This is a genomic window from Pseudomonas azadiae, assembly GCF_019145355.1.
Lineage (GTDB): Bacteria > Pseudomonadota > Gammaproteobacteria > Pseudomonadales > Pseudomonadaceae > Aquipseudomonas > Aquipseudomonas azadiae.
Map to the genome: position 1 here is coordinate 1551370 of NZ_JAHSTY010000001.1, position 21299 is coordinate 1572668.

At 60.8% G+C, this 21299-nt stretch carries 16 protein-coding genes and 1 pseudogene; 10 read left to right on the plus strand and 7 right to left on the minus strand.

The annotated features are described in order from the left end of the window. The first annotated feature begins 674 nt into the window (after positions 1-674). Complete coding sequence (locus tag KVG91_RS07080; protein WP_169377935.1) at positions 675-1958, plus strand: OprD family porin; 1284 nt, start codon at positions 675-677, stop codon at positions 1956-1958. 140 nt (positions 1959-2098) lie between these two features. On the opposite strand, the gene KVG91_RS07085 is transcribed toward KVG91_RS07080, so the two are convergent. Together KVG91_RS07085 and KVG91_RS07090 are read right to left on the minus strand one after the other, a co-directional pair. Continuing rightward, the gene (locus tag KVG91_RS07085) at positions 2099-2941 is read right to left on the minus strand and encodes a mechanosensitive ion channel family protein (RefSeq protein WP_169377936.1); all 843 of its coding nucleotides are present in this window, start codon (positions 2939-2941) and stop codon (positions 2099-2101) included. A gap of 134 nt (positions 2942-3075) precedes the next feature. Further along, positions 3076-3561, minus strand: coding sequence for a YajQ family cyclic di-GMP-binding protein (locus KVG91_RS07090; protein WP_169377937.1), 486 nt, complete (start codon positions 3559-3561; stop codon positions 3076-3078). Positions 3562-3684: 123 nt separating this feature from the next. On the opposite strand from KVG91_RS07090, the gene KVG91_RS07095 reads away from it, so the two are divergent. Genes KVG91_RS07095 through KVG91_RS07105 form a run of 3 tightly spaced genes read left to right on the plus strand, consistent with a single transcriptional unit; the run spans position 3685 to position 7265 of the window. Continuing rightward, positions 3685-4602 (plus strand): putative 2-dehydropantoate 2-reductase, encoded by a 918-nt coding sequence (locus KVG91_RS07095; protein ID WP_169377938.1) that lies wholly within the window; start codon positions 3685-3687, stop codon positions 4600-4602. Positions 4603-4647: 45 nt separating this feature from the next. After that, complete coding sequence (locus KVG91_RS07100) at positions 4648-6684, plus strand: sensor histidine kinase (protein ID WP_169377939.1); 2037 nt, start codon at positions 4648-4650, stop codon at positions 6682-6684. A gap of 2 nt (positions 6685-6686) precedes the next feature. Continuing rightward, positions 6687-7265 (plus strand): cob(I)yrinic acid a,c-diamide adenosyltransferase, encoded by a 579-nt coding sequence (locus KVG91_RS07105; protein ID WP_169377940.1) that lies wholly within the window; start codon positions 6687-6689, stop codon positions 7263-7265. A 291-nt stretch (positions 7266-7556) separates the two neighbouring features. Here the strand turns inward: KVG91_RS07105 and KVG91_RS07110 are convergent, their stop codons facing one another. From KVG91_RS07110 to secA, 3 genes are all read right to left on the minus strand, one after another. After that, positions 7557-8501 (minus strand): Nudix family hydrolase, encoded by a 945-nt coding sequence (locus tag KVG91_RS07110; protein ID WP_169377423.1) that lies wholly within the window; start codon positions 8499-8501, stop codon positions 7557-7559. Positions 8502-8521: 20 nt separating this feature from the next. Beyond that, positions 8522-9739 (minus strand): bifunctional glutamate N-acetyltransferase/amino-acid acetyltransferase ArgJ, encoded by a 1218-nt coding sequence (argJ, locus tag KVG91_RS07115; RefSeq protein ID WP_169377422.1) that lies wholly within the window; start codon positions 9737-9739, stop codon positions 8522-8524. A gap of 122 nt (positions 9740-9861) precedes the next feature. Then, a complete protein-coding gene (secA, locus tag KVG91_RS07120) occupies positions 9862-12597 on the minus strand; it encodes a preprotein translocase subunit SecA (protein WP_169377421.1) in 2736 nt (911 codons plus the stop codon). Positions 12598-12902: 305 nt separating this feature from the next. On the opposite strand from secA, the gene KVG91_RS07125 reads away from it, so the two are divergent. Further along, positions 12903-13358, plus strand: a complete 456-nt coding sequence (locus tag KVG91_RS07125; protein ID WP_169377420.1) for a DUF721 domain-containing protein — start codon at positions 12903-12905, stop codon at positions 13356-13358. A gap of 4 nt (positions 13359-13362) precedes the next feature. Here KVG91_RS07125 and KVG91_RS07130 read toward each other — a convergent pair whose 3' ends face one another. Then, complete coding sequence (locus KVG91_RS07130) at positions 13363-14841, minus strand: helicase HerA-like domain-containing protein (protein ID WP_169377425.1); 1479 nt, start codon at positions 14839-14841, stop codon at positions 13363-13365. A gap of 205 nt (positions 14842-15046) precedes the next feature. Here KVG91_RS07130 and KVG91_RS27950 point away from each other — a divergent pair. From KVG91_RS27950 to KVG91_RS07150, 5 genes and pseudogenes are all read left to right on the plus strand, one after another. Beyond that, positions 15047-16078: pseudogene (locus KVG91_RS27950) on the plus strand (cache domain-containing protein); the annotation flags it as partial. 93 nt (positions 16079-16171) lie between these two features. Then, positions 16172-16936: a methyl-accepting chemotaxis protein gene (locus tag KVG91_RS27955; protein ID WP_404822404.1), complete on the plus strand. Its 765-nt coding sequence runs from the start codon at positions 16172-16174 to the stop codon at positions 16934-16936. A gap of 137 nt (positions 16937-17073) precedes the next feature. Next, complete coding sequence (locus KVG91_RS07140) at positions 17074-18195, plus strand: glycosyltransferase family 4 protein (RefSeq protein ID WP_169377418.1); 1122 nt, start codon at positions 17074-17076, stop codon at positions 18193-18195. Then, positions 18188-18931, plus strand: a complete 744-nt coding sequence (locus tag KVG91_RS07145; protein ID WP_169377417.1) for a DUF2334 domain-containing protein — start codon at positions 18188-18190, stop codon at positions 18929-18931. Before KVG91_RS07140 ends, KVG91_RS07145 begins: the two co-directional genes overlap by 8 nt. Then, on the plus strand, positions 18928-20037 hold the full coding sequence (locus KVG91_RS07150; RefSeq protein ID WP_169377416.1) for a lysylphosphatidylglycerol synthase transmembrane domain-containing protein: 1110 nt from the start codon (positions 18928-18930) through the stop codon (positions 20035-20037). The genes KVG91_RS07145 and KVG91_RS07150 overlap by 4 nt, the downstream gene beginning before the upstream one ends. A gap of 127 nt (positions 20038-20164) precedes the next feature. On the opposite strand, the gene purU is transcribed toward KVG91_RS07150, so the two are convergent. Next, positions 20165-21013, minus strand: coding sequence for a formyltetrahydrofolate deformylase (gene purU, locus KVG91_RS07155; protein WP_169377415.1), 849 nt, complete (start codon positions 21011-21013; stop codon positions 20165-20167). Between the last annotated feature and the right edge of the window lie 286 nt (positions 21014-21299).

Sequence of the window (21299 nt, forward strand, 5' to 3'; positions counted from 1 at the left end):
CGAAACCCGCGATACAGAGGCCTCACGAAATGAGGCATTGGGCCATCTACGCCAGCCTGGAGCAACCAGGGCACTGCACCAAAATGACCCATATGCGCCTCTTATGGATCCGTTACTACCCACTGGCCGGGGTGGACCGGTAACGTTTTTCCGGCTTCACGGATTCAGGTACCACCAGACGAATGAGGGAAGCGCTCATGAAACCCAAACCAATCGGCGTAAAAACCCCGTGCTTATGCGATTTTCACGAATCCACGACGAATTTCACGAAAAAATGACATTCAGTTCGCGCTTTGGGCACGCTTGCTGCATTCATCTCTCCAGCGTCGGCAACGGCACCGGCGGGAAGCAGGTGTTTCGCGAGAAAAACAGCAGCGGTTCAATACGCACCAAGGAAGATTTCAAACTTTAAAAGTCACGTATTTTGCGTTCTTTTTACGTGTTAGAAACAGTATTGAAGTTGTCAGCCTCGCCACCATGAGGCTGTGAATTTGCGACAGGGATCTAGCAATCTACGACAAGCTCGTAAAGAAGCTGAAAGGAAAGTTGGGCAAGTATCGCCATAATTGTCAGCGTGATATAACTTTGCGCCGACACAAAAAAGAAAGAGCCGCCCAGACAAAAATACAGGTGGGACGGCAGTACTCTTCCTAAAACCAAAGGAGCAAATCACGATGCGCGTGATGAAGTGGAGCATGATCGCCCTGGCTGTTTCGGCAGCAGGCACCTCGCAGTTCGCAATGGCGTCCTCCCAAAGCGATTCCAAAGGCTTTGTTGAAGACAGCACGTTCAGCATCAATACTCGCGCTTTGTATTTCAGCCGCGATTTTCGTAATAACCCGTCGGGCCCTGGCTCCCAAAGCCGCGTCGAAGAGTCTGGCCTGGGTTTCCACGGTCTCTACTCCTCGGGCTTCACCCAAGGCACTATCGGTGTCGGTGTTGACGTGATCGGTCTGCTGGGCGTCAAGCTCGACAGTGGCAAGGGCCGCGCCGGCACCGGCCTGTTCCCGACCGGCTCCGACGGTCGTTCGCAAGACGAGTACTCCAAAGGCGGCGGCGCCGTTAAGTTCCGTATCTCCGATACGGTCCTGAAAATCGGTGACCAATACACCACAGCCCCTGTATTTGCTTCCGATGACAGCCGTTTGCTGCCAGAGCTGCCACAAGGTATCTCCATTACCAGTAACGAGATCAAGGGCCTGAAGCTGGAAGGCGGTCATTTCACTTCCAGCGTCTCGCAGAGCCAGACGTTCCATGACAGCCTGGGCCTGACCAAGACCGACTTTGTCGGCGGTGTGTACTCCTTCACTCCAGAGTTCACCGGCAGCTTGTACTACGCGAAAACCGAAGACTTCTTCCGCAAGTACTACAGCAACCTGAACTGGACCCACGCGCTGAGCGACGACCAATCCTTCGCGCTGGACTTCAACATCTATGACACCAAGAGCGAAGGCCAAGGCCGGCAACGCGCTTACAATGACGGCACCACCAAGCTCGACAACCGCGCGTTCAGCTTGCAGGGCGCCTACACTGTCGGCGCTCACACCTTCACCCTGGCAGCCCAGAAAGTCACCGGCGACGGCGACTACGGCTACGGCGTAGACGGCGGCGGCTCGGTATTCCTGGCCAACTCCGTTGCCCGTTCCGACTTCAACGCCGAAGGCGAGAAGTCCTACCAGGCTCGTTACGACATCAACATGGCGACCTTTGGCATTCCTGGCCTGAGCTTCATGACTCGTTACGTGACCGGTAGCGGCGCCAACACCGCCACTACCTCCAACGGTAAAGAGTGGGAACGCGACATCGAAGCCAAGTACGTGATCCAGAGCGGGCCAGCCAAAGACCTGAGCCTGCGTGTACGTCAAGCGACTTATCGTTCGTCTGATGGTGTCTACTACGGTTCTTCGTCCATCGACGAACTGCGTCTGATCGCACAATACCCGCTGAACATCTTGTAATTGACGGTTTGATTACAACGATGACTTAAGGCTTCGGCCTTAAACAAAAAGCCGCTCCTTTGTTTAACAAGGGAGCGGCTTTTTTATAGCTGTATTGTTTCAGCACGGATAACTAGCTAGCTAACTAACGAGATTTGCGCTTACTTGGCCACTGTTTCCTGCATGACTCGAATAACCCGCTGCGGAAATGGAATATCGATCCCTGCCGCTTTTAAACGATCGCGCGCCAGTTCATTGAACATGAACACCACATCCCAATAATCCGACGTTTTGGTCCAGCAACGCAGGGACACCGTGATCGAACTGTCACCCAGGGTCGAAACCACCGCCACGGCTTCCGGGTCAGCCAGCACGCGCGGATCCTTCGCCAGTTCCAGCAGCACCTCGCGCGCTTTCTGCAAATCAGCCTCGTAATCCACACCCACATCAAACACCACCTTGCGGGTCGGCTGGCGGTTGGTGTTGGTGATGATGCCGTTGGACAGGATGCCGTTAGGCACGATCACGGTCTTGTTGTCGCCGGTACGCAGCACGGTGTGGAAAATCTGGATGCTGTCGACGGTACCCGAAGTGCCCTGGGCTTCGATCCAGTCGCCAATGCGGAACGGGCGGAACAGCAGAATCAGCACGCCGCCGGCGAAGTTGGCCAGGCTGCCTTGCAAGGCCAGGCCGATGGCCAGGGTCGCGGCGCCAATCGCGGCAACGAACGAGGTGGTTGCCACGCCAATCATCGAGGCCACGCTGACGATCAGCATCACTTTGAGCGCAATGTTCGCCAGGCTGGTGATGAAGTGCTGCAGCGCCAGGTCCGCGTTACGCAAGGCCAGCAAGCGTCCCACTCGATGGGTGAAGACGTTGATCAGCCACCAGCCAATGGCCAGGGTGACCACAGCGAGCAATACCCGGCTGCCGTATTCCATGATCATCGGGATCCACGACTGTGAGGTCTTGATCAAGTGATCCATTTCAGCGTTCAAATCCATGTAGCTTCTCCTGTAGCGGATGTGCAGCTTTATTGACTGCCTGAAAACGCAAATGAGCCCCGTAGGGCTCAAGTGCAGACGCGGATCCTGGGGCGTCGGACGTCAAACACGCCCCCAGGTTCCGCAACGTGCCATCAGTCGCGGAAGTTATTGAACTGCAGCGGCATGTCGAACGTCTTGGCGCGCAGGGCCGCGATGGCCTCTTGCAGGTCGTCACGCTTCTTGCCGGTGATACGCACCTGCTCGCCCTGGATGGCGGCCTGGACTTTGAGCTTGGCATCCTTGATGTGAGCGACGATTTTCTTCGCCAGCTCCTTGTCGATGCCTTCCTTGAGCACGGCTTCCTGCTTCATCAGCTTGCCGGAGGCGTAGGCGTCCTTGATTTCAAGGCACTGCGCGTCGATCTTGCGCTTGACCAGCGCCAGCTTGAGGATCTCGATCATCGCTTCCAGCTGGAAATCGGCTTCAGCGGTCAGGTTGACGGTCAGTTCCTTTTCCTTGAATTCGAAGCTGCCCTTGCCTTTCAAATCATAACGGCGGTCCAGTTCCTTGACGGCGTTCTCGACGGCGTTGGTGACTTCGTGTTTGTCCAGTTCGGATACCACGTCGAACGAAGGCATGTCATTTCTCCAATATAAGGGGCGGGCTCAGTAGAGATGGAGCGCGCCCGAGCTAAAATGCCGGGGCATTATAGCGGTTCTTTCGCCCCGTTCACTGTGAGCGACCCTACGGAGCACAAACTGATGTCGACCACCTGGCATATTCTCGGCGCCGGCAGCCTGGGCACACTCTGGGCCACTCGCCTGGCGCGCGCCGGCGTGCCCGTGCGGTTGATCCTGCGCGATAAAGCGCGCTTGGCCAGCTATCAGGCAGCCAAGGGGCTGACGCTGGTGGAACAGGGCATCGCGAGCACCTACACGGTGATCGGCGAAACACCCGACAACCCCGAGCCGATTCATCGCCTGCTGGTGGCGTGCAAAGCCTACGACGCCCAGGGCGCCGTCGCACAGCTGCAGCACCGGCTGGCACCCCATGCCGAACTGGTCCTGTTGCAGAACGGCCTCGGCAGCCAGGAGGCTGTCGCCGCGCAATTGCCCCGGGCTCGCTGCATCTTTGCCTCCAGCACCGAAGGCGCCTTTCGCGACGGGGACTGGCGCGTGGTGTTTGCCGGTCATGGCTACACCTGGCTGGGAGATGCAAGCCACCCTGCCCCGCCGCTGTGGCTGGATGACCTGCACGCCGCTGGCATCCCCCACGATTGGAGCACCGATATCCTCACGCGGTTATGGCGCAAACTGGCGCTCAATTGCGCCATCAACCCGTTGACCGTGTTGTATCAGTGCCGCAACGGCGAACTGCAGGCCCATCAGTGCGAAGTCGCCACCCTCTGCGCGGAACTCGCTGAACTGCTGGAGTGCTGCGGCCAGCCCGCCGCTGCGCTAAACCTGCAACACGAAGTGGAACGGGTGATCCAGGCTACGGCCGCCAATTACTCCTCCATGTACCAGGACGTGGCCGCCGGGCGCCGCACCGAGATCAGCTACCTGTTGGGCTATGCTTGCCAGGCGGCCGGTCGCCACCGGTTGAACCTGCCGCACCTGCAACAGCTGCAAGTGCGCCTGGTCGAACAGTTGCTTGCCCGCGGATTGCCCCGCGACTGAACCACGCGCTACCCTGCCCGCTGTCTATTACCTGGGAAAACCCTGATGCCGCTGCGCCAGCGTCTTGAAAACCTACCGGTCGGGCAGAAACTGCTAGCTGCCCTGCTGGTGCTGTTGACCACCGTATTGCTGGTGGCCAACCTGACCTTTATCAGCGCCGCCTATTGGATCTCCCAGGAAAGCATGGCCCCCCAGGCCCTGCAGGCCATCGGTCGCCTGGTGTCCAACCCTGGCCTGGCCGCCGAGGCCCTCGAATCGCCCGCCAAGGCCAACGCCCTGCTCAATGAGCTGACCAGCTACTCACCCCTGCGCGCCGCTGCCCTGTACGACGGCCAGGGCGATCGCCTGGCGCAGATGCAATCCGGCGACCGCCTGCACCTGCCGGACAACTATCGGCATATCGAAGCCTGGCGCGTCACCGAGTTTCGCAACAACCAGATCATCACCCTGCCCCGCGCAGGCCAGCCGCCCGGGCATTTGCTGCTGGTGGCCAGCAGTGAATTGCCGGTGGCGTTTTATACCGGCACGCTGACCGCCAGCCTGGGCATCCTGATTTTCAGCGTGTTGTTGTGGCTGATCATCGCCCGCCAGATCAAACGGCTGATCACCCGGCCGATCTATGAGCTTGAAGAATTGTCGCGTCAGGTCACCCGCGAAGAGAACTACGCCCTGCGCGCCGGGCGTGGCAACCGCGATGAAATCGGCAGCCTGGCCGAAGCCTTCAACACCATGCTGTCGCGCATCGAAGCCCGCGAGCAGCAACTCAAGCGTGCGCGGGACGACTCCCAGGCCGCGTATGATCAGGCACAGGGTTTGGCTGAAGAGACGCGCCACACCAACCGCAAGCTGGAACTGGAAGTGCAGGTGCGCAGCAAGATCGAGAAAAAACTCACCGGCTTCCAGAACTACCTGAACAGCATCATCGACTCAATGCCCTCGGCGCTCATCGCCCTGGATGAACAGCTCTACGTCACCCAGTGGAACCAGGAGGCCAGCGCCCTCTCCGGTACGCGCCTGGACGAAGCCTTGAACCAGCCGATCTACCTGGCGTTCCAGCCGCTCAAACCGTACCTGCCGCAGATCAGGGCAGCGGTGGAGCAACACACCGTGGAGCGAATCGAGCGGGTCACCTGGTTCAAGGACGATGAACCCAAGCATTACGCCCTGACCTTCTACCCGCTGATGGGCGGTGCCGGGCGTGGCGTGGTGATCCGGATCGATGACATCACCCAGCGTCTGTCGCTGGAAGAAATGATGGTGCAGTCAGAGAAAATGCTCTCCGTGGGCGGCCTGGCCGCCGGCATGGCCCATGAGATCAACAACCCGTTGGGGGCGATCCTGCACAACGTGCAGAACATCCGCCGCCGCCTGTCGCCTGAACTGCCCAAGAACCTGGAGCACGCCGAACAAGCGGGCATCGAACTGGCCACGGTCAACCGTTACCTCGAAAGTCGTGAGGTACCGCAACTGCTCGATGGCATCCAGCAGGCCGGGGCGCGGGCGGCGAAGATCGTCACCCATATGCTCAGCTTCAGTCGTCGCAGCAACCGGCAAATGGCGCCCTGCGACTTACCGGCACTGATCGACCAGGCGGTGGAGATCGCCGGAAACGACTTCGACCTGGCCATCGGCTTCGACTTCAAGGGCCAGGCGATCATCCGCCAGTTCGACCCACAACTGGGCCCGGTACCCGGCACCGCCAACGAGCTGGAACAGGTGCTGCTCAACCTGCTGAAAAACGCCGCCCAGGCCATTCACTTGCGCGAAGACGGCAGCGAGCCGGGGCGCATCATCCTGCGCACCCGCCTCAACCCGCCGTGGGCGGAGATCCAGGTGGAGGACAATGGCATCGGCATGAGCGAGAACGTGCGCAAGCGGACGTTCGAGCCGTTCTTCACCACCAAGGAAATCGGCCAGGGCACCGGGCTTGGGCTGTCGGTGTCGTATTTCATCATCACCAACAACCACAAGGGCCAGATGGAAGTGCACTCCATCCTCGGCCAAGGCACGTGCTTCACCCTGCGCCTGCCCTTGGCCGGCAGCCAACTGCCGCCTTACGAATCGAACCAACTGGAGCAATGACCATGGGCTTTCGCCTGTCGAAAATCTACACCCGCACCGGCGACACAGGCGAAACCGGCCTGGGCGACGGCCGCCGCGTGCCCAAGGACCATCCACGCGTGGAGGCGATAGGGGAAGTGGACACGCTGAACAGTCAACTCGGATTGCTGTTGGCCTATCTTGAAGCACTAGGCGGTCAGCATCCGGGTTTGCACGACGTGATCGAGGTGCTGACACCTTGCCAGCATCGGTTGTTTGACCTGGGCGGCGAGCTGGCGATGCCAGAGTACAAGGCGTTGAACGCGGCCGAAGTGGACCGGCTGGAAGCGGCTATCGACCGCTGGAACGAGGAAGTCGGGCCGCTGGAGAATTTCATCCTGCCAGGAGGTTCGGCGTTGATCGCCCAAGCCCATGTGTGCCGCAGCCTGGCGCGCAGTGCGGAGCGGCGCTGTCAGCAGTTGAATGCGCTGGAACCGCTGGACGGCGTAGGGTTGGCGTATATCAATCGGCTGTCGGATTTGTTGTTTGTGGCGGCCAGGGTGATTGCCAGGCGCCAGGGGGTTGCCGAGGTGTTGTGGCAGGCGGCGGCGAAGCCACACTGACTATGCTGGTGTTTGGTCTGACGCTATCGCAGGCAAGCCAGCTCCCACATTTTGGAGCATAGGTATCTACACACCTTTGTAGTGAGCGGGCTTGTCCCGCGCTGGGCTGCGAAGCAGCCCCAAACCAGGCGACCGGACTCTACCTGAAGCTCGGCGATGCCTTTATTGGGGCGGCTTCGCCACCCAGCGCGGGCGGTGCGACGATTCGCCAAGCCCGCTCACTACGGGGTACTTTTCAGTCGTTGAGAGTTGTGTAGATACCTATGCTGCGATAAGGCCCTCAGAGCAACATCAAACCTGCGGCCAGAACGCGCGAATCCCCGCCACACCCTGAGCCCCAGCCTCCCAGGCTTTCTCCCGCTCAGCCGGCCCAACCCCGCCCAGCAGGAACACCGGCTTGCTGAACCCGCTGATCAACTGCGCCGCCTGCTCCCAGCCCAACGGCTGTGCGTCGGGGTGAGTCTGAGTCGGTTGCACCGGCGACAGGGTGACGAAATCCACGCCCATCAACTCTGCAAGGGCCAATTCCTCTGCGTTGTGGCAAGAAGCAGCCAACCAACGTTCCTTTGGCAACGGCCGCCCCTGGCTCGCGTGTTTACGCAGTTGCGCCGAGGTCATGTGCCAGCCGGCGGCAGGAAAATCCCCCAACCATTCGAACGGCCCCTTGAGCATCAATTGAGCCTTGCCCGCGCACAGGCCTACCGCATCCACCGCGAGGTCGCGGTATTTGGGGTCGTAGCCATTGGGCGCGCGCAACTGGACCAGCTTGATGCCGCCAGCAATCGCCTGTTGAAGACCGCGCAACAATGCCGGGGTTTCCAGCTCGCCAGGGGTAATCAGGTAGTCGGCAGGCAAGCGCGCAGCGGCAACGATCGGCGCATTGGCCGCCGGAAACGCGTAGCTGAGCAGGTCCCGTGGGGCAACCCATTCCAGCGGTTGCCCTTCGACGCCGTGAGGCTCGCCAGTAAAGGCCGACACCTCCCAGACATCCAGCAACACCTGCTTGTCCGGGTAGTCATGCTGCACCTTGATCAGCGGCCGCGCCGTGGTGACCTGGATACCCAGCTCTTCCTGCAATTCGCGCGACAGCGCGCTGGCGACCGACTCGTCAGCCTCCACCTTGCCACCGGGAAATTCCCAGAGGCCGCCCTGGTGCTGCGTATCGGCGCGGCGCGCCAGCAGGACCCTGCCGTCGACACCGCGGATCACCGCTGCTGCTACATGCACTCGTTTCACCGCGCTTTTCCTCTTGGCTATCAGGTACGGTATTCCGCGTTGATCTTCACGTACTCGTGGGACAGGTCGGTGGTCCAGATGGTTTCGCTGCACTCGCCGCGACCCAGTTCGATGCGGATGGTGATTTCTTCGCGCTGCATCACCGCCGAGCCTCGGGCTTCGGTGTAAGACTCGGCGCGGGCGCCACGGCTGGCGATGCACACATCACCAAGGAACACGTCGATCTTGCTCACGTCCAGGTCCGGCACGCCGGCACGGCCGACGGCGGCCAGGATACGGCCCCAGTTCGGGTCGGAGGCGAACAGCGCGGTCTTGATCAGCGGCGAGTGAGCCACGGTGTAGCCGACATCCAGGCATTCCTGATGGTTAGCGCCGCCATTGACTTCAACCGTGACGAACTTGGTCGCGCCTTCGCCGTCGCGCACGATGGCCTGGGCCACGTCCATGCACACCTCGAACACAGCCTGCTTCAATGCAGCAAACAGCGGTCCGCTGGCCTCGGTGATTTGCGGCAGGTTGGCCTGGCCTGTGGCGATCAGCATGCAGCAGTCGTTGGTCGAGGTGTCGCCATCGATGGTGATGCGGTTGAACGACTTGTTGGCACCGTCCAGGATCAGGCTGTGCAACACATCGCGGGAGACGTTGGCGTCGGTGGCAATGTAGCCGAGCATGGTCGCCATGTTCGGACGGATCATGCCCGCGCCCTTGCTGATGCCGGTCACGGTCACCGTGACACCGTCGTGCACGAACTGGCGGCTCGCGCCTTTGGGCAGGGTGTCGGTGGTCATGATGCCGGTGGCGGCAGCTGCCCAGTTGTCCACAGACAGGTCATCCAGCGCGGCTTGCAGCGCGCCTTCGATTTTTTCCACAGGCAGCGGTTCACCGATCACGCCGGTGGAGTACGGCAGCACTTGGCTGGCATCGACACCGGTCAACTGGGCCAGCTTGGCGCAGGTGCGTGCGGCGGCCACCAGGCCCGGCTCGCCGGTGCCGGCGTTGGCATTGCCGGTGTTGGTCAGCAGGTAACGAATCGCGCCGGCCACGCGCTGCTTGGCCAGAATCACCGGCGCGGCGCAGAATGCATTGAGGGTGAACACGCCCGCGACGGTCGAGCCTTCGGCGCAACGCATCACTACCACATCCTTGCGCCCCGGGCGTTTGATGCCGGCCGAAGCGATACCGAGCTCAAAACCGGCAACCGGGTGCAACGTGGGCAAAGGACCAAGACCAACAGCCATGAATGCGCTCCTTAAAAATGGGTGATGTCTGTGCCGCCGTGATCGACGGTGAATTAATGGCAAAACGCCGCGACGGCAGAGGCCGGTCGCGGCGCAGGGTGTGACAGCGTCAGGCAGAAATCTTATTCGATCTGGCCGTGGCAGTGTTTGAACTTCTTGCCCGAGCCGCACCAGCACAGCTCGTTGCGGCCCAGCTTCTGATCGTTGCGCACCGGGGTTTGAGCCAGGGCCACATCGACCTCTTCGCCCAACACTTCAGGCGCATCCAGGCCCGGCGCTTCGTCGTGCTGGAATTGCATACGCGCGGCCAGTGCCTCGGCTTCCTGACGCAGGCGAGCTTCCTCCTCGATCGGGTCTTCACGACGCACCTGAACGTGGGACAGCACACGGATCGAATCGCGCTTGATCGAATCCAGCAACTCGGAGAACAGCGTGAACGACTCGCGCTTGTACTCCTGCTTCGGGTTCTTCTGGGCGTAGCCACGCAGGTGGATGCCGTGACGCAGGTGGTCCATGGTCGACAGGTGGTCTTTCCACAGGTCGTCCAGCACGCGCAGAACGATCTGCTTCTCGAACGTGCGCAGTGCTTCGGCACTCGCCTGCTCTTCTTTCTCGTTGTACGCGGCCAGCAGCTCGGTCATCAGCTTCTCGCGCAGCGTTTCTTCGTACAGGTGATCGTCTTCGTCGAGCCACTGCTGAACCGGCAACTCGACACCGAAGTCGTTCTTCAACGCCGCTTCCAGACCGGCCACGTCCCACTGCTCAGGCAGCGACTGTGGCGGGATGTGTGCGCTGACGGTGGCGTTGAGCACGTCCTGGCGGAAGTCAGCAATGGTCTCGCCAATGTTGTCGGCGGCCAGCAACGTGTTACGCATGTGATAGATCACTTTACGCTGTTCGTTGTTGACGTCATCGAACTCGAGCAGTTGCTTGCGAATGTCGAAGTTGCGGCCTTCAACCTTGCGCTGCGCCTTCTCGATGGCGTTGGTCACCATGCGGTGCTCGATCGCTTCGCCGGACTGCATGCCCAGGGCCTTCATGAAGTTCTTCACGCGGTCCGAGGCGAAGATACGCATCAGGCTGTCTTCCAGGGACAGGTAGAAACGGCTCGAACCGGCGTCGCCCTGACGGCCGGCACGACCACGCAGCTGGTTGTCGATACGGCGCGATTCGTGACGCTCGGAGGCGATCACCTGCAAACCGCCGGATTCCAGCACGGCCTGGTGACGCTTCTGCCAGTCGGCCTTGATCTGGGCGATCTGCTCTGGCGTCGGGTTGTCCAGCGAAGCCACTTCCACTTCCCAGTTGCCGCCCAACAGGATGTCGGTACCACGGCCGGCCATGTTGGTGGCGATGGTCAGTGCGCCTGGGCGACCGGCCTGGGCAATGATCTCGGCTTCTTTTTCGTGGAACTTGGCGTTGAGCACCTTGTGCTCGATGCCTTCCTTGTTGAGCAGGTTGGACACGTGCTCGGACGTCTCGATGGTGGCGGTACCCACCAGGATCGGACGGCCCTTGGACATGCCGTCCTTGATGTCGTTGATGATCGCCGCGTACTTCTCTTCGGCGGTCAGGAACACCAGGTCGTTGTAGTCCTTACGCGCCAGCGGTTTGTTCGGCGGGATGACCACCACCGACAGACCGTAGATCTGGTGGAATTCGAACGCTTCGGTGTCGGCCGTACCGGTCATGCCGGACAGCTTGTTGTACAGACGGAAGTAGTTCTGGAAGGTGGTGGAGGCCAACGTCTGGCTTTCGGCCTGGATGTTGAGCATTTCCTTGGCTTCGATGGCCTGGTGCAGACCTTCGGACAAGCGACGCCCCGGCATGGTACGGCCGGTGTGTTCGTCAACCAGCACGACCTGGCCGTCCTGCACGATGTATTCGACGTTGCGATGGAACAGCTTGTGAGCGCGCAGGCCGGCATACACGTGGGTCAGCAGGCCCAGGTTGTGCGCCGAGTACAGGCTTTCGCCCTCGGCCAGCAGGCCGATCTGGGTCAGCATGTCTTCGACGAACTGGTGGCCGGCTTCGTTGAGCTCGACCTGGCGGGTCTTCTCGTCGATGGTGAAGTGACCCTCTTTGGTCACCACGCCTTCCACTTCTTCGATGTGCTGCTCCAGACGCGGGATCAACTTGTTGATCTCGGTGTACAGGCGCGAACTGTCTTCGGCCTGGCCGGAAATGATCAGCGGGGTACGGGCTTCGTCGATGAGGATGGAGTCGACTTCGTCGATCACGGCAAAGTTGAGTTCGCGCTGGAATTTTTCTTCCATGCTGAACGCCATGTTGTCGCGCAGGTAGTCGAAACCGAATTCGTTGTTGGTGCCGTAGGTGATGTCGGCGGCGTAGGCGGCGCGTTTTTCTTCCGGCGGCTGGAACGGCGTTACCACGCCGACGGTCAGGCCGAGGAATTCATACAGCGGGCGCATCCAGTTGGCGTCCCGGCGAGCCAGGTAGTCGTTCACCGTCACAACGTGCACGCCCTTACCGGACAGTGCGTTGAGGTAAACGCCCAGGGTAGCCACCAGGGTCTTGCCTTCACCGGTGCGCATTTCGGCAATCATGCCTTCGTGCAAGGTCATGCCGCCGATCAATTGGACGTCGAAGTGGCGCATGCCCATGACGCGCTTGCCGGCTTCACGGGCAACCGCGAAGGCTTCGGGAAGCAGCTTGTCGAGGGTTTCACCTTTGGCTATGCGGGCCTTGAACTCTTCGGTCTTGGCGCGCAATTGCTCGTCCGAAAGGGCAACCATCTGCTCTTCGAAGGCATTGACCAGCTGCACCGTCTTGAGCATGCGTTTGACTTCGCGCTCATTCTTGCTTCCAAAAAGTTTCTTTAACAAAGGCGCAAACATATCGGCAGGTTCTTCCACACATAGGGATGGAGGGCGCACCGTGAGTGGCCCGAGCAGCCCTCACGGCCGCATGCGAACGCGCATTCTACCCGGAATCGTGGGTGAGGAAAGTGGCGTTGTTCCCCGATGCTGGCATGGCGCTGTGAGAGGGCTTGTTTAAAATAAGGGCTTTTGCCGGAACTTCAACCCATCAAGGCGAGAAGTTACCGATTGATTTCACGACGAAAACTCCACCAAGGCGGTGACTGGGGGCATCCGAGCGCTTTCTGTTAAGATGGCCGCTCTGTTACTGAAGGTGTCCAATCATGGCATTTCGCCCCCTGACAGCCCGCGCGCCCAGCGTGTTGCTTCGCGATGCCAAGCCGCTCAAAGCCATCTTTGGCCATGCGCAACGCTTGGGCCATCTGCAACGTCTGCTCGAAAGCCAACTGCAACCTGCCGCGCGCGAACATTGCCGCGTGGCGTCCTGGCGTGAAGGCAACCTGCTACTGATTGTCACGGACGGGCATTGGGCAACGCGTTTGCGCTACCAGCAAAAACGCTTGCAGCGTCAATTGACGGCCTTTGATGAGTTCGCCGGGCTGACGCGCATCCAGTTCAAGGTGCAACCGCCGACCACCCTGCCTGGAGTGGTGGAGCACACGCATGATCTGTCGATGAATGCGGCCGAAACCATTCAGGCAACGGCCGACGGGATCAGCAATCCAGGCTTGCGCGCGGCGCTTGAACGCCTGGCGGCCCACGCCAGGCCCAAGTCCTGATCGTTTACTTACGCTTGCTGCCGCCCAATAACGACCCCAGCAACCCCCGCACCAATTGCCGCCCCATCTGATTGGCGGCTTGCTGCATTGCCGATTTGAGCGCCTTGCCTGCCGTTGTGCCGAGGAACGCCCCGGCTCTATCGGTGAAACTCGGCTCGTCGGCGGTTGGCTTGCCTGCCTCGGTCGGCCCCAGCTCCTTGCGTGCCATCAGCACTTCATACGCAGATTCACGGTCGATCGGCTTGTCGTAACGGCCCTGCAAGGGTGAACTGGCCATCAGGGCAGCGCGTTCGGCGGCGCTGAGCGGGCCGATCCGCGATTGTGGCGGTGCGACCAGGACGCGCTGGACCACTTCCGGTGTGCCTTTTTCCTGCAAGGTACCCACCAACGCCTCACCGGTGCCCAGCTCTGTCAACACCGACAAGGCATCAAACGCCGGGTTGGGCCGAAAACCGTCCGCTACGGCGCGCAGGGATTTCTGTTCTTTGGTGGTGAACGCCCGCAGGCCATGCTGGATGCGCAGGCCGAGCTGCGCCAGCACGCTGTCCGGCAGGTCGCCTGGCGATTGGGTGACAAAATACACGCCAACGCCCTTGGAACGAATCAGCCGCACCACCTGCTCCAGACGCTCCTGCAACGCCTTGGGTGTATCGGCAAACAGCAGATGTGCCTCATCGAAAAACAGCGCGAGCAGGGGTTTGTCGGCGTCACCGCGCTCGGGCAGTTGCTCGAACAATTCCGCCAACAGCCATAGCAGGAACGTCGCGTACACCTTCGGCGCCTCGTGCACCAGGCGGCTTGCGTCCAACAGGTGGATGCGCCCGCGCCCGTCAGCGTTGGGCTGCAAGATATCTTCCAACTGCAGGGCCGGCTCGCCAAACAACGCCTCGGCGCCCTGCTGTTCCAGCACTGCCAGGCGTCGCAACAGTGCCTGGCTGGAACCGGTGGTCATCAACGCCGCATCTTCGCCCAGCAACTGCGGGTGATAGCGCAGATGGTTAAGCAGCGCTTTAAGGTCCTTGAGGTCGAGCAGCAACAAGCCTTCGCGATCCGCCACCTTGAAGGCGGCGTAAAGCGCCGACTGCTGGCTATCGGTGAGTTCCAACAAGCTGCCAAGCAGCAACGGCCCCATTTCGCTGATGGTGGTGCGCAACGGATGACCGCTTTGCCCGTGGATATCCCACAGCGTGACCGGATAAGCCTTGGCCGTGTAATTGAGCAAAGGCATGCCGGCAATACGCTCGGCCACCTTGCCCTGGGGGTTTGCCGCCGCGCCCAGGCCGCACAGGTCACCCTTGATGTCGGCGGCAAACACCGCCACGCCGGCATCACTGAAGGCTTCGGCCAGGCGTTGCAACGTGACGGTCTTGCCCGTGCCGGTGGCGCCGGCGATCAGCCCGTGACGGTTAGCCAGGCGCATCGCCTGGGCGATGGGCTGTCCGGAAAGGTCGGCGCCGATAAACAGTTGCGTGGAGTCAGGCATTTCGTCACCCATGGTTAATCTTTAGTGTCGCCAGGTCGATACAAGCCTATGTGAAACCCACAAAACCGAAAAACAGGTCAGACGGTTCCTACCGGGACCCACAGAGCCACCACCAGAAATATCACACCTTTTTTGACGTTGCCATTTTGCGCCTCCCCATCAGGACGCGCTTCGGATATCAAGACCTTAGCGGACCCTACAAGCCATGAATAAAAATCTGCGCTTCAGCCACAAAATCCTGCTTGCAGCCTCCCTTATCGTCATCGCCGCATTCGCGCTGTTTACCCTCTATAACGACTACCTGCAACGCAACGCCATTCGCGATGACCTCAACAGCTACCTGCATGAAATGGGCGATGTCACCGCCGGCAGCATTCAGACCTGGCTGAACGGGCGCATCGTGCTGGTGGAAAACGCCGCGCAGAACATTGCCATCAACCCGGAACCTGGGGTGGTGGCCAGCCTGCTGGAACAGAAAACCCTGACGTCCTCCTTCATGGCGACCTACGTCGGCGACAGCCAGGGCGCGTTTACCATTCGCCCCGACACCAAGATGCCGGACGGCTTCGACCCGCGTGTGCGGCCCTGGTACAAAGGCGCCCAGAGCAGCAACGGCTCAACCCTGACCGAACCCTACGTCGACGCAGCCACCGGGCAATTGATCATCTCCATCGCCACCCCCAGCGCCAAGGGCGGCCAGGCTGTCGGCGTGGTGGGCGGCGACCTCAGCCTGCAGACGCTGGTCGACAAAATCGGCGCCTTGAATTTCGGCGGCATGGGCTATGCGTTTTTGGTCAGCGCCGACGGCAAGGTGCTGGTGCACCCGGACAAGAACCTGGTGATGAAGACGCTCGCCGACGTTTATCCGGGCAATACGCCGAAGATCAGCGCCGACTTCAGCGAGGTCGAGGCCAACGGCAAGACCAACATCGTCACCTTCACACCGATCAAAGGCCTGCCCTCGGTGAACTGGTACCTCGGCGTTTCCGTGGATAAGGCCGATGCCTTCGCCATGCTCAGTGAATTTCGCACCTCAGCGGTCATTGCCACCGTGATTGCCGTGGCGATCATCATCGCGCTGCTCGGCATGCTGATCCGCGTACTCCTGCAACCGCTGCACCTGATGACGCGCGCCATGCAGGACATCGCCGACGGCGAGGGCGACCTCACGCGCCGCCTGACCATCCAGAACCATGACGAATTCGGCACCTTGGGTGACGCGTTCAACAGCTTTGTGGAGCGCATTCATACGTCTATCCGCGAAGTGTCATCCGCCACTGAGCAGGTCAACGAAGTGGCCCTGCGCGTAGTCAGCGCCTCCAATTCGTCGATGCTCAACTCCGACGAGCAGGCCAACCGCACCAACAGCGTCGCTGCGGCGATCAACGAGCTGGGCGCGGCCGCCCAGGAAATCGCGCGCAATGCGGCGCAGGCGTCGAGCCAGGCCAGCGATGCGCGCCACCTGGCCGAAGACGGTCAACAGGTGGTCGAACGCAATATCAAGGCAATGACCCAGCTGTCCTCGATGATCAGTGCATCAAGCAGCAATATCGAAGCACTTAACAGCAAAACCGTGAATATCGGCCAGATTCTCGAGGTCATCACCAGCATCTCGCAACAAACCAACCTGCTGGCGCTCAACGCGGCGATTGAAGCGGCCCGTGCCGGGGAAGCCGGACGCGGGTTTGCAGTGGTCGCGGATGAGGTGCGCAACCTGGCGCATCGCACCCAGGAGTCGGCGCAACAAGTGCAAAAGATGATCGAGGAACTGCAAGTCGGCGCCCGCGACTCGGTGAGCACCATGAGCGAAAGCCAGCGCCACAGCCATGACAGCGTGGAAATCGCCAACCTGGCCGGCGAACGCCTGAACAGCGTGACCCAGCGCATCGGCGAGATCGATGGCATGAACCAGTCAGTCGCCACCGCCACCGAGGAACAAACTTCAGTGGTGGAGTCGATCAACATGGACATTACCGAGATCAACACCCTCAACCAGGAAGGCGTGGAAAACCTGCAATCGACCCTGCGCGCCTGCGCCGATCTGGAGCAACAGGCCGCGCGCCTGAAGCAGTTGGTCGGTAGCTTCCGGATCTGACCAACACTCAACACGGTGTGGGAGCATGCCTGCTCCCACTGTTTGCAGTGGCCCTTGAACACCGCGGTACGCCACCAACCCAACCGAACATCTATCCTTGCCTAAGGTCCACGTAAGGAGAGCAATGGATCGGAGGGATGTTCATCGTGCATATCGCTGACATAACCATGTTCTACGCCCCCGCCAGCGGTGGTGTACGGACCTATCTGGACGCCAAGCACCGGCGGCTGGCGCTCAAGCCCGGTATTCGCCACAGCCTGCTGATACCCGGCGCCCACTTGAGCGAACAGGACGGGGTGTACACCGTGCCAGCCCCGCCGCTGCCGTTCGGCAAAGGCTATCGATTCCCGCTGCGCCTGGCGCCATGGCGAAATGTCCTGCACGAATTGCAGCCCGACCTTATCGAGGTGGGCGATCCTTACCTCACCGCCTGGGCGGCGCTGGATGCCAGGCGCCAGCGGGACGTGCCGGTCATCGGCTTTTATCACTCCGACCTGCCGCTGCTGGTAAGCAACCGCATGGGGCCATGGTTTACCCCCAACGTTGAAGCCTATGTCAGCAAACTTTACAAAAATTTTGACCGGGTACTGGCGCCCAGCCAGGTCATGGCCGACAAGCTCACCGGGCTTGGGGTGAAAAACGTCTTCGCCCAGCCGTTGGGGGTCGATCTGCAAACCTTCACGCCGCACGCGCGCGACCCCGGTCTGCGCGCGGAACTGGGTATAGATGAAGAGACACGCCTGTTGATCTTCGCCGGACGCGGTTCAAAAGAGAAAAACCTGCCGGTGCTGCTCAACTGCATGAAACGCCTGGGAAATGGCTACCACCTGCTCCTGGTGGGCTCCGGCATGCCCGCCAGCGTACCGGACAACGTGACCGTGATAGACGAGTTCCGTCCCGCCGAGCATGTCGCGCGATTGATGGCCAGCGCCGATGCGCTGCTGCATGGTGGCGACCAGGAAACCTTCGGCCTGGTGATCCTGGAAGCCATGGCCTGCGGCATACCGGTGGTCGCGGTGGCCGCCGGGGCCTTCACTGAGATCGTCGATGAACGCTGCGGCCTGCTGTGTGCGCCGAACGACCCCAAGGCAATGGCGAATGCGGTGCGCGAGCTGTTCAGCGCCGACAGCCGACGCATGGGCGCGCAAGCGCGGCGGCATGTGGAGCGCCATTACGCGTGGGACACAGTTGTCGACAGCCTGCTTGGCCATTACCACGCGGTCGTAGGCAGCCACAAGCCGATGCTTGCCCATGGTTGAGCGCTCGGTATTGCTGGTATTGCACGACGTGGCGCCGCACAACTGGGCCGACTATCGGCCCTTTGTCGAAGCTGTGGACAAGCTGGGCAATGTGCCGATCACCTGGCTGGTGGTACCGGATTTTCACCATCATGATGCGCTGCCCATCGAAGGGACTTTCCGGCGGCTGCTGGACAGCCGCGTCGCCAAGGGCGATGAGTTGGCCTTGCATGGCTACTTCCATAGCGACGACCAACCGGCGCCGCGTACGCCAAAAGACTGGTTCATGCGTCGTGTCTATACCCACGAGGGTGAGTTCTATCAATTGTCAGAGACCCAGGCACTGACGCGTCTGCACGCCGGCATCGACGTCTTCCGACGCAACGACTGGCCTCTCCATGGTTTCGTTGCCCCCGCCTGGTTGATGAGCCAGGGCACCCGGGACGCCTTGCGTCACTTGCCGCTCAGCTATACCAGCGACCCGCAGCACCTGTATCGGCTTCCCGACTTCTCCCGGGTCGACGCTCCGGGCCTGGTGTGGAGCGCCCGCAGTGCCTGGCGCCGAGGTCTGTCCAAAGTGCTCAGCGACCGCCGCGAACAACGCTGGCGCAGCGCCCCGGTCATTCGACTGGGGCTACACCCGGTGGACATGCGCCATGATTTTTCCCGCCGCTATTGGTTAGAGACACTGCACCGTTTGCTGGACGCCGGCCGCGCGCCGCAAACCAAGGTAGCCTGGCTGGCATCTCGACCATGAGTCGGTTGCTTTGGCTGCTGCTGGCATTGCTGGTTGCGCTGATCGTTCCAGTGTGGCTGGGCGGTGGCGAAACCCTGACACGCCTGGCGCAGTTCCCGCGGCAATTGTTACTCGCGATGTTCGCAATGATTGTGCTGTGCTGGGTCATCAACAGCCTGCGCCTGCGTCTGTTGCTGGGCGACCATAGCGGGCGATTGACGCGGCTCAAATGCCTGGGCGTGGTGATGTCCACCGAGTTTGCCCAATGTGCCACCCCTGGTGGCAGTGGCGGCCCGCTGACGTTGATGGCTTTGCTCGCGCGCCATGGCATACGGCCGGCCCAGGGCAGCGCGGTGTTTGCCATGGACCAGTTGAGCGACTTGCTGTTTTTTCTCTGCGCGCTGGTCGGCATTGCGCTGTACGCCCTGTTCCACTCCCTGAACCCAAGGCTGGAATGGCTGCTGGAACTCAGTGCAGTGTCGATGGTGAGCGGGCTCGTCTGTTGCGTGTTGCTGGTACGCTTTCACCGCCAGGTCATCCGCCTGAACGGCGCGCTGCTCAAAGGGCTGCGGGTTGGCACCCGTTTGCGCCGACGATGGGCACGCAGGCTCCTGCATTTTCTTGCGGCCTTCAGCGACACGCTGAAATTGCCGTGGCTGACATTGATCCGCGTGTTCCTGCTTACGAGCCTGCACTGGTTATTGCGCTACAGCGTCCTGTACCTGGCGTTGCGCGGGTTGGGCGCGGACCTGGCGTGGGCCTGGAGCTTCCTGATCCAGATGCTGTCGTTGACGGCGGGACAATTCAGCCTGCTGCCAGGCGGGGCCGGGGCTGCGGAGTTGACCTCGGCAGCGCTGCTGGCCCCCATGGTGGGCAAGTCAACCGCAGCGGCAGCCATTCTGATCTGGCGGGCAGTGACGTATTACTTCTACCTGCTGTGCGGGGGGCCGGTATTTCTGTTGATGGTCGGCAAACCGCTGTTCAAGCGTCTTTTCCAGAAGGCTCAGGTGGCACCTCAGGGCTGTGCAACTGCTCCCACAACCGGGCAGCCCCCGGAAAGTCAGTGCCATCCTCGGCACCCAACGCATCCGGGTCATAGCGACTCAGACAGCCTTCGCCCACGGTAGCAGGCGCCCTGGACGTGGCTTTATCGAGCGGATCGGTCATGGGTATGTCCTGAAAATGCAGTCAATAAAAAAGGGCCTGCAACGATTTAGCGCCCAGGCCCTTCTTTCTTCAATCACAACATGCCGATCAGAACACGACCGTCTTGTTGCCGTGCACCAGCACGCGGTCTTCCAAGTGGTAACGCAGGCCCCGTGCCAGGACCATCTTCTCGACGTCACGGCCGAAACGCACCATGTCTTCAATGCTGTCGCTGTGGCTGACACGCACCACGTCCTGCTCGATGATCGGGCCGGCGTCCAGCTCTTCGGTGACGTAGTGACAGGTCGCGCCGATCAACTTAACGCCGCGCAGGGAAGCCTGGTGGTAAGGCTTGGCGCCCACGAACGACGGCAGGAAACTGTGGTGAATGTTGATCACCTTACCGGCGTATTCGCGGCACAGTTCCGGCGGCAGGATTTGCATGTAGCGCGCCAGCACCACCACGTCGGCGTCATGCTGCTTGACCAGGCGCGACACCTCGGCGAAGGCCGGCTGCTTGTCCTGGGGGTTGACCGGTACGTGGTAATACGGAATGCCGTGCCATTCGACCATGCTGCGTAGGTCGTCATGGTTGGAGATCACGCAGGCAATCTCGCAGTCCAGCTCGTCGCTGTGCCAGCGATGCAGCAAATCCGCCAGGCAATGGGATTCGCGGCTGGCCATCAACACCACGCGTTTTTTCTGCTCGGTGTCGGTAATGTGCCAGGTCATCGAAAACTCTTCGGCGATCGGCGCGAAGGCCTCGCGGAACGCCTCGAGGCCGAAGGGCAGCGAATCGGCACGGATCTCGTGACGCATGAAGAACCAACCGCTGAGATTGTCCGAGTGATGACTCGCCTCGGTGATCCAACCGTTATGGGAGGCCAGAAAGTTACTGACTTTGGCAACGATGCCGACCCGGTCCGGGCAAGCAATCACCAGCCGAAAAGTGCGCATTAGGGGGAAACTCCAGAACTTCGCAAAGGCCGCCATTCTAGCGATTGCGCAGCAAAACTGCAGTATTCGTTAACGTTTATTCTGATCGCCGGCCCGGCCTTTGTCCCTTAATAGCCTATGGTTTTACCTTCTGTATATGAATTTACTGCGACACCCTGCAGGTGTTCGGTGCCTTCCAAGGAATTATCTTAAGGTCTGCGCCCTGGTAATTAACTCGAATGGACAGCAATGCTACAAACATTCAAAGTAATTCACCTAAATGCGACCTTAAATGTTTACTTGGGCA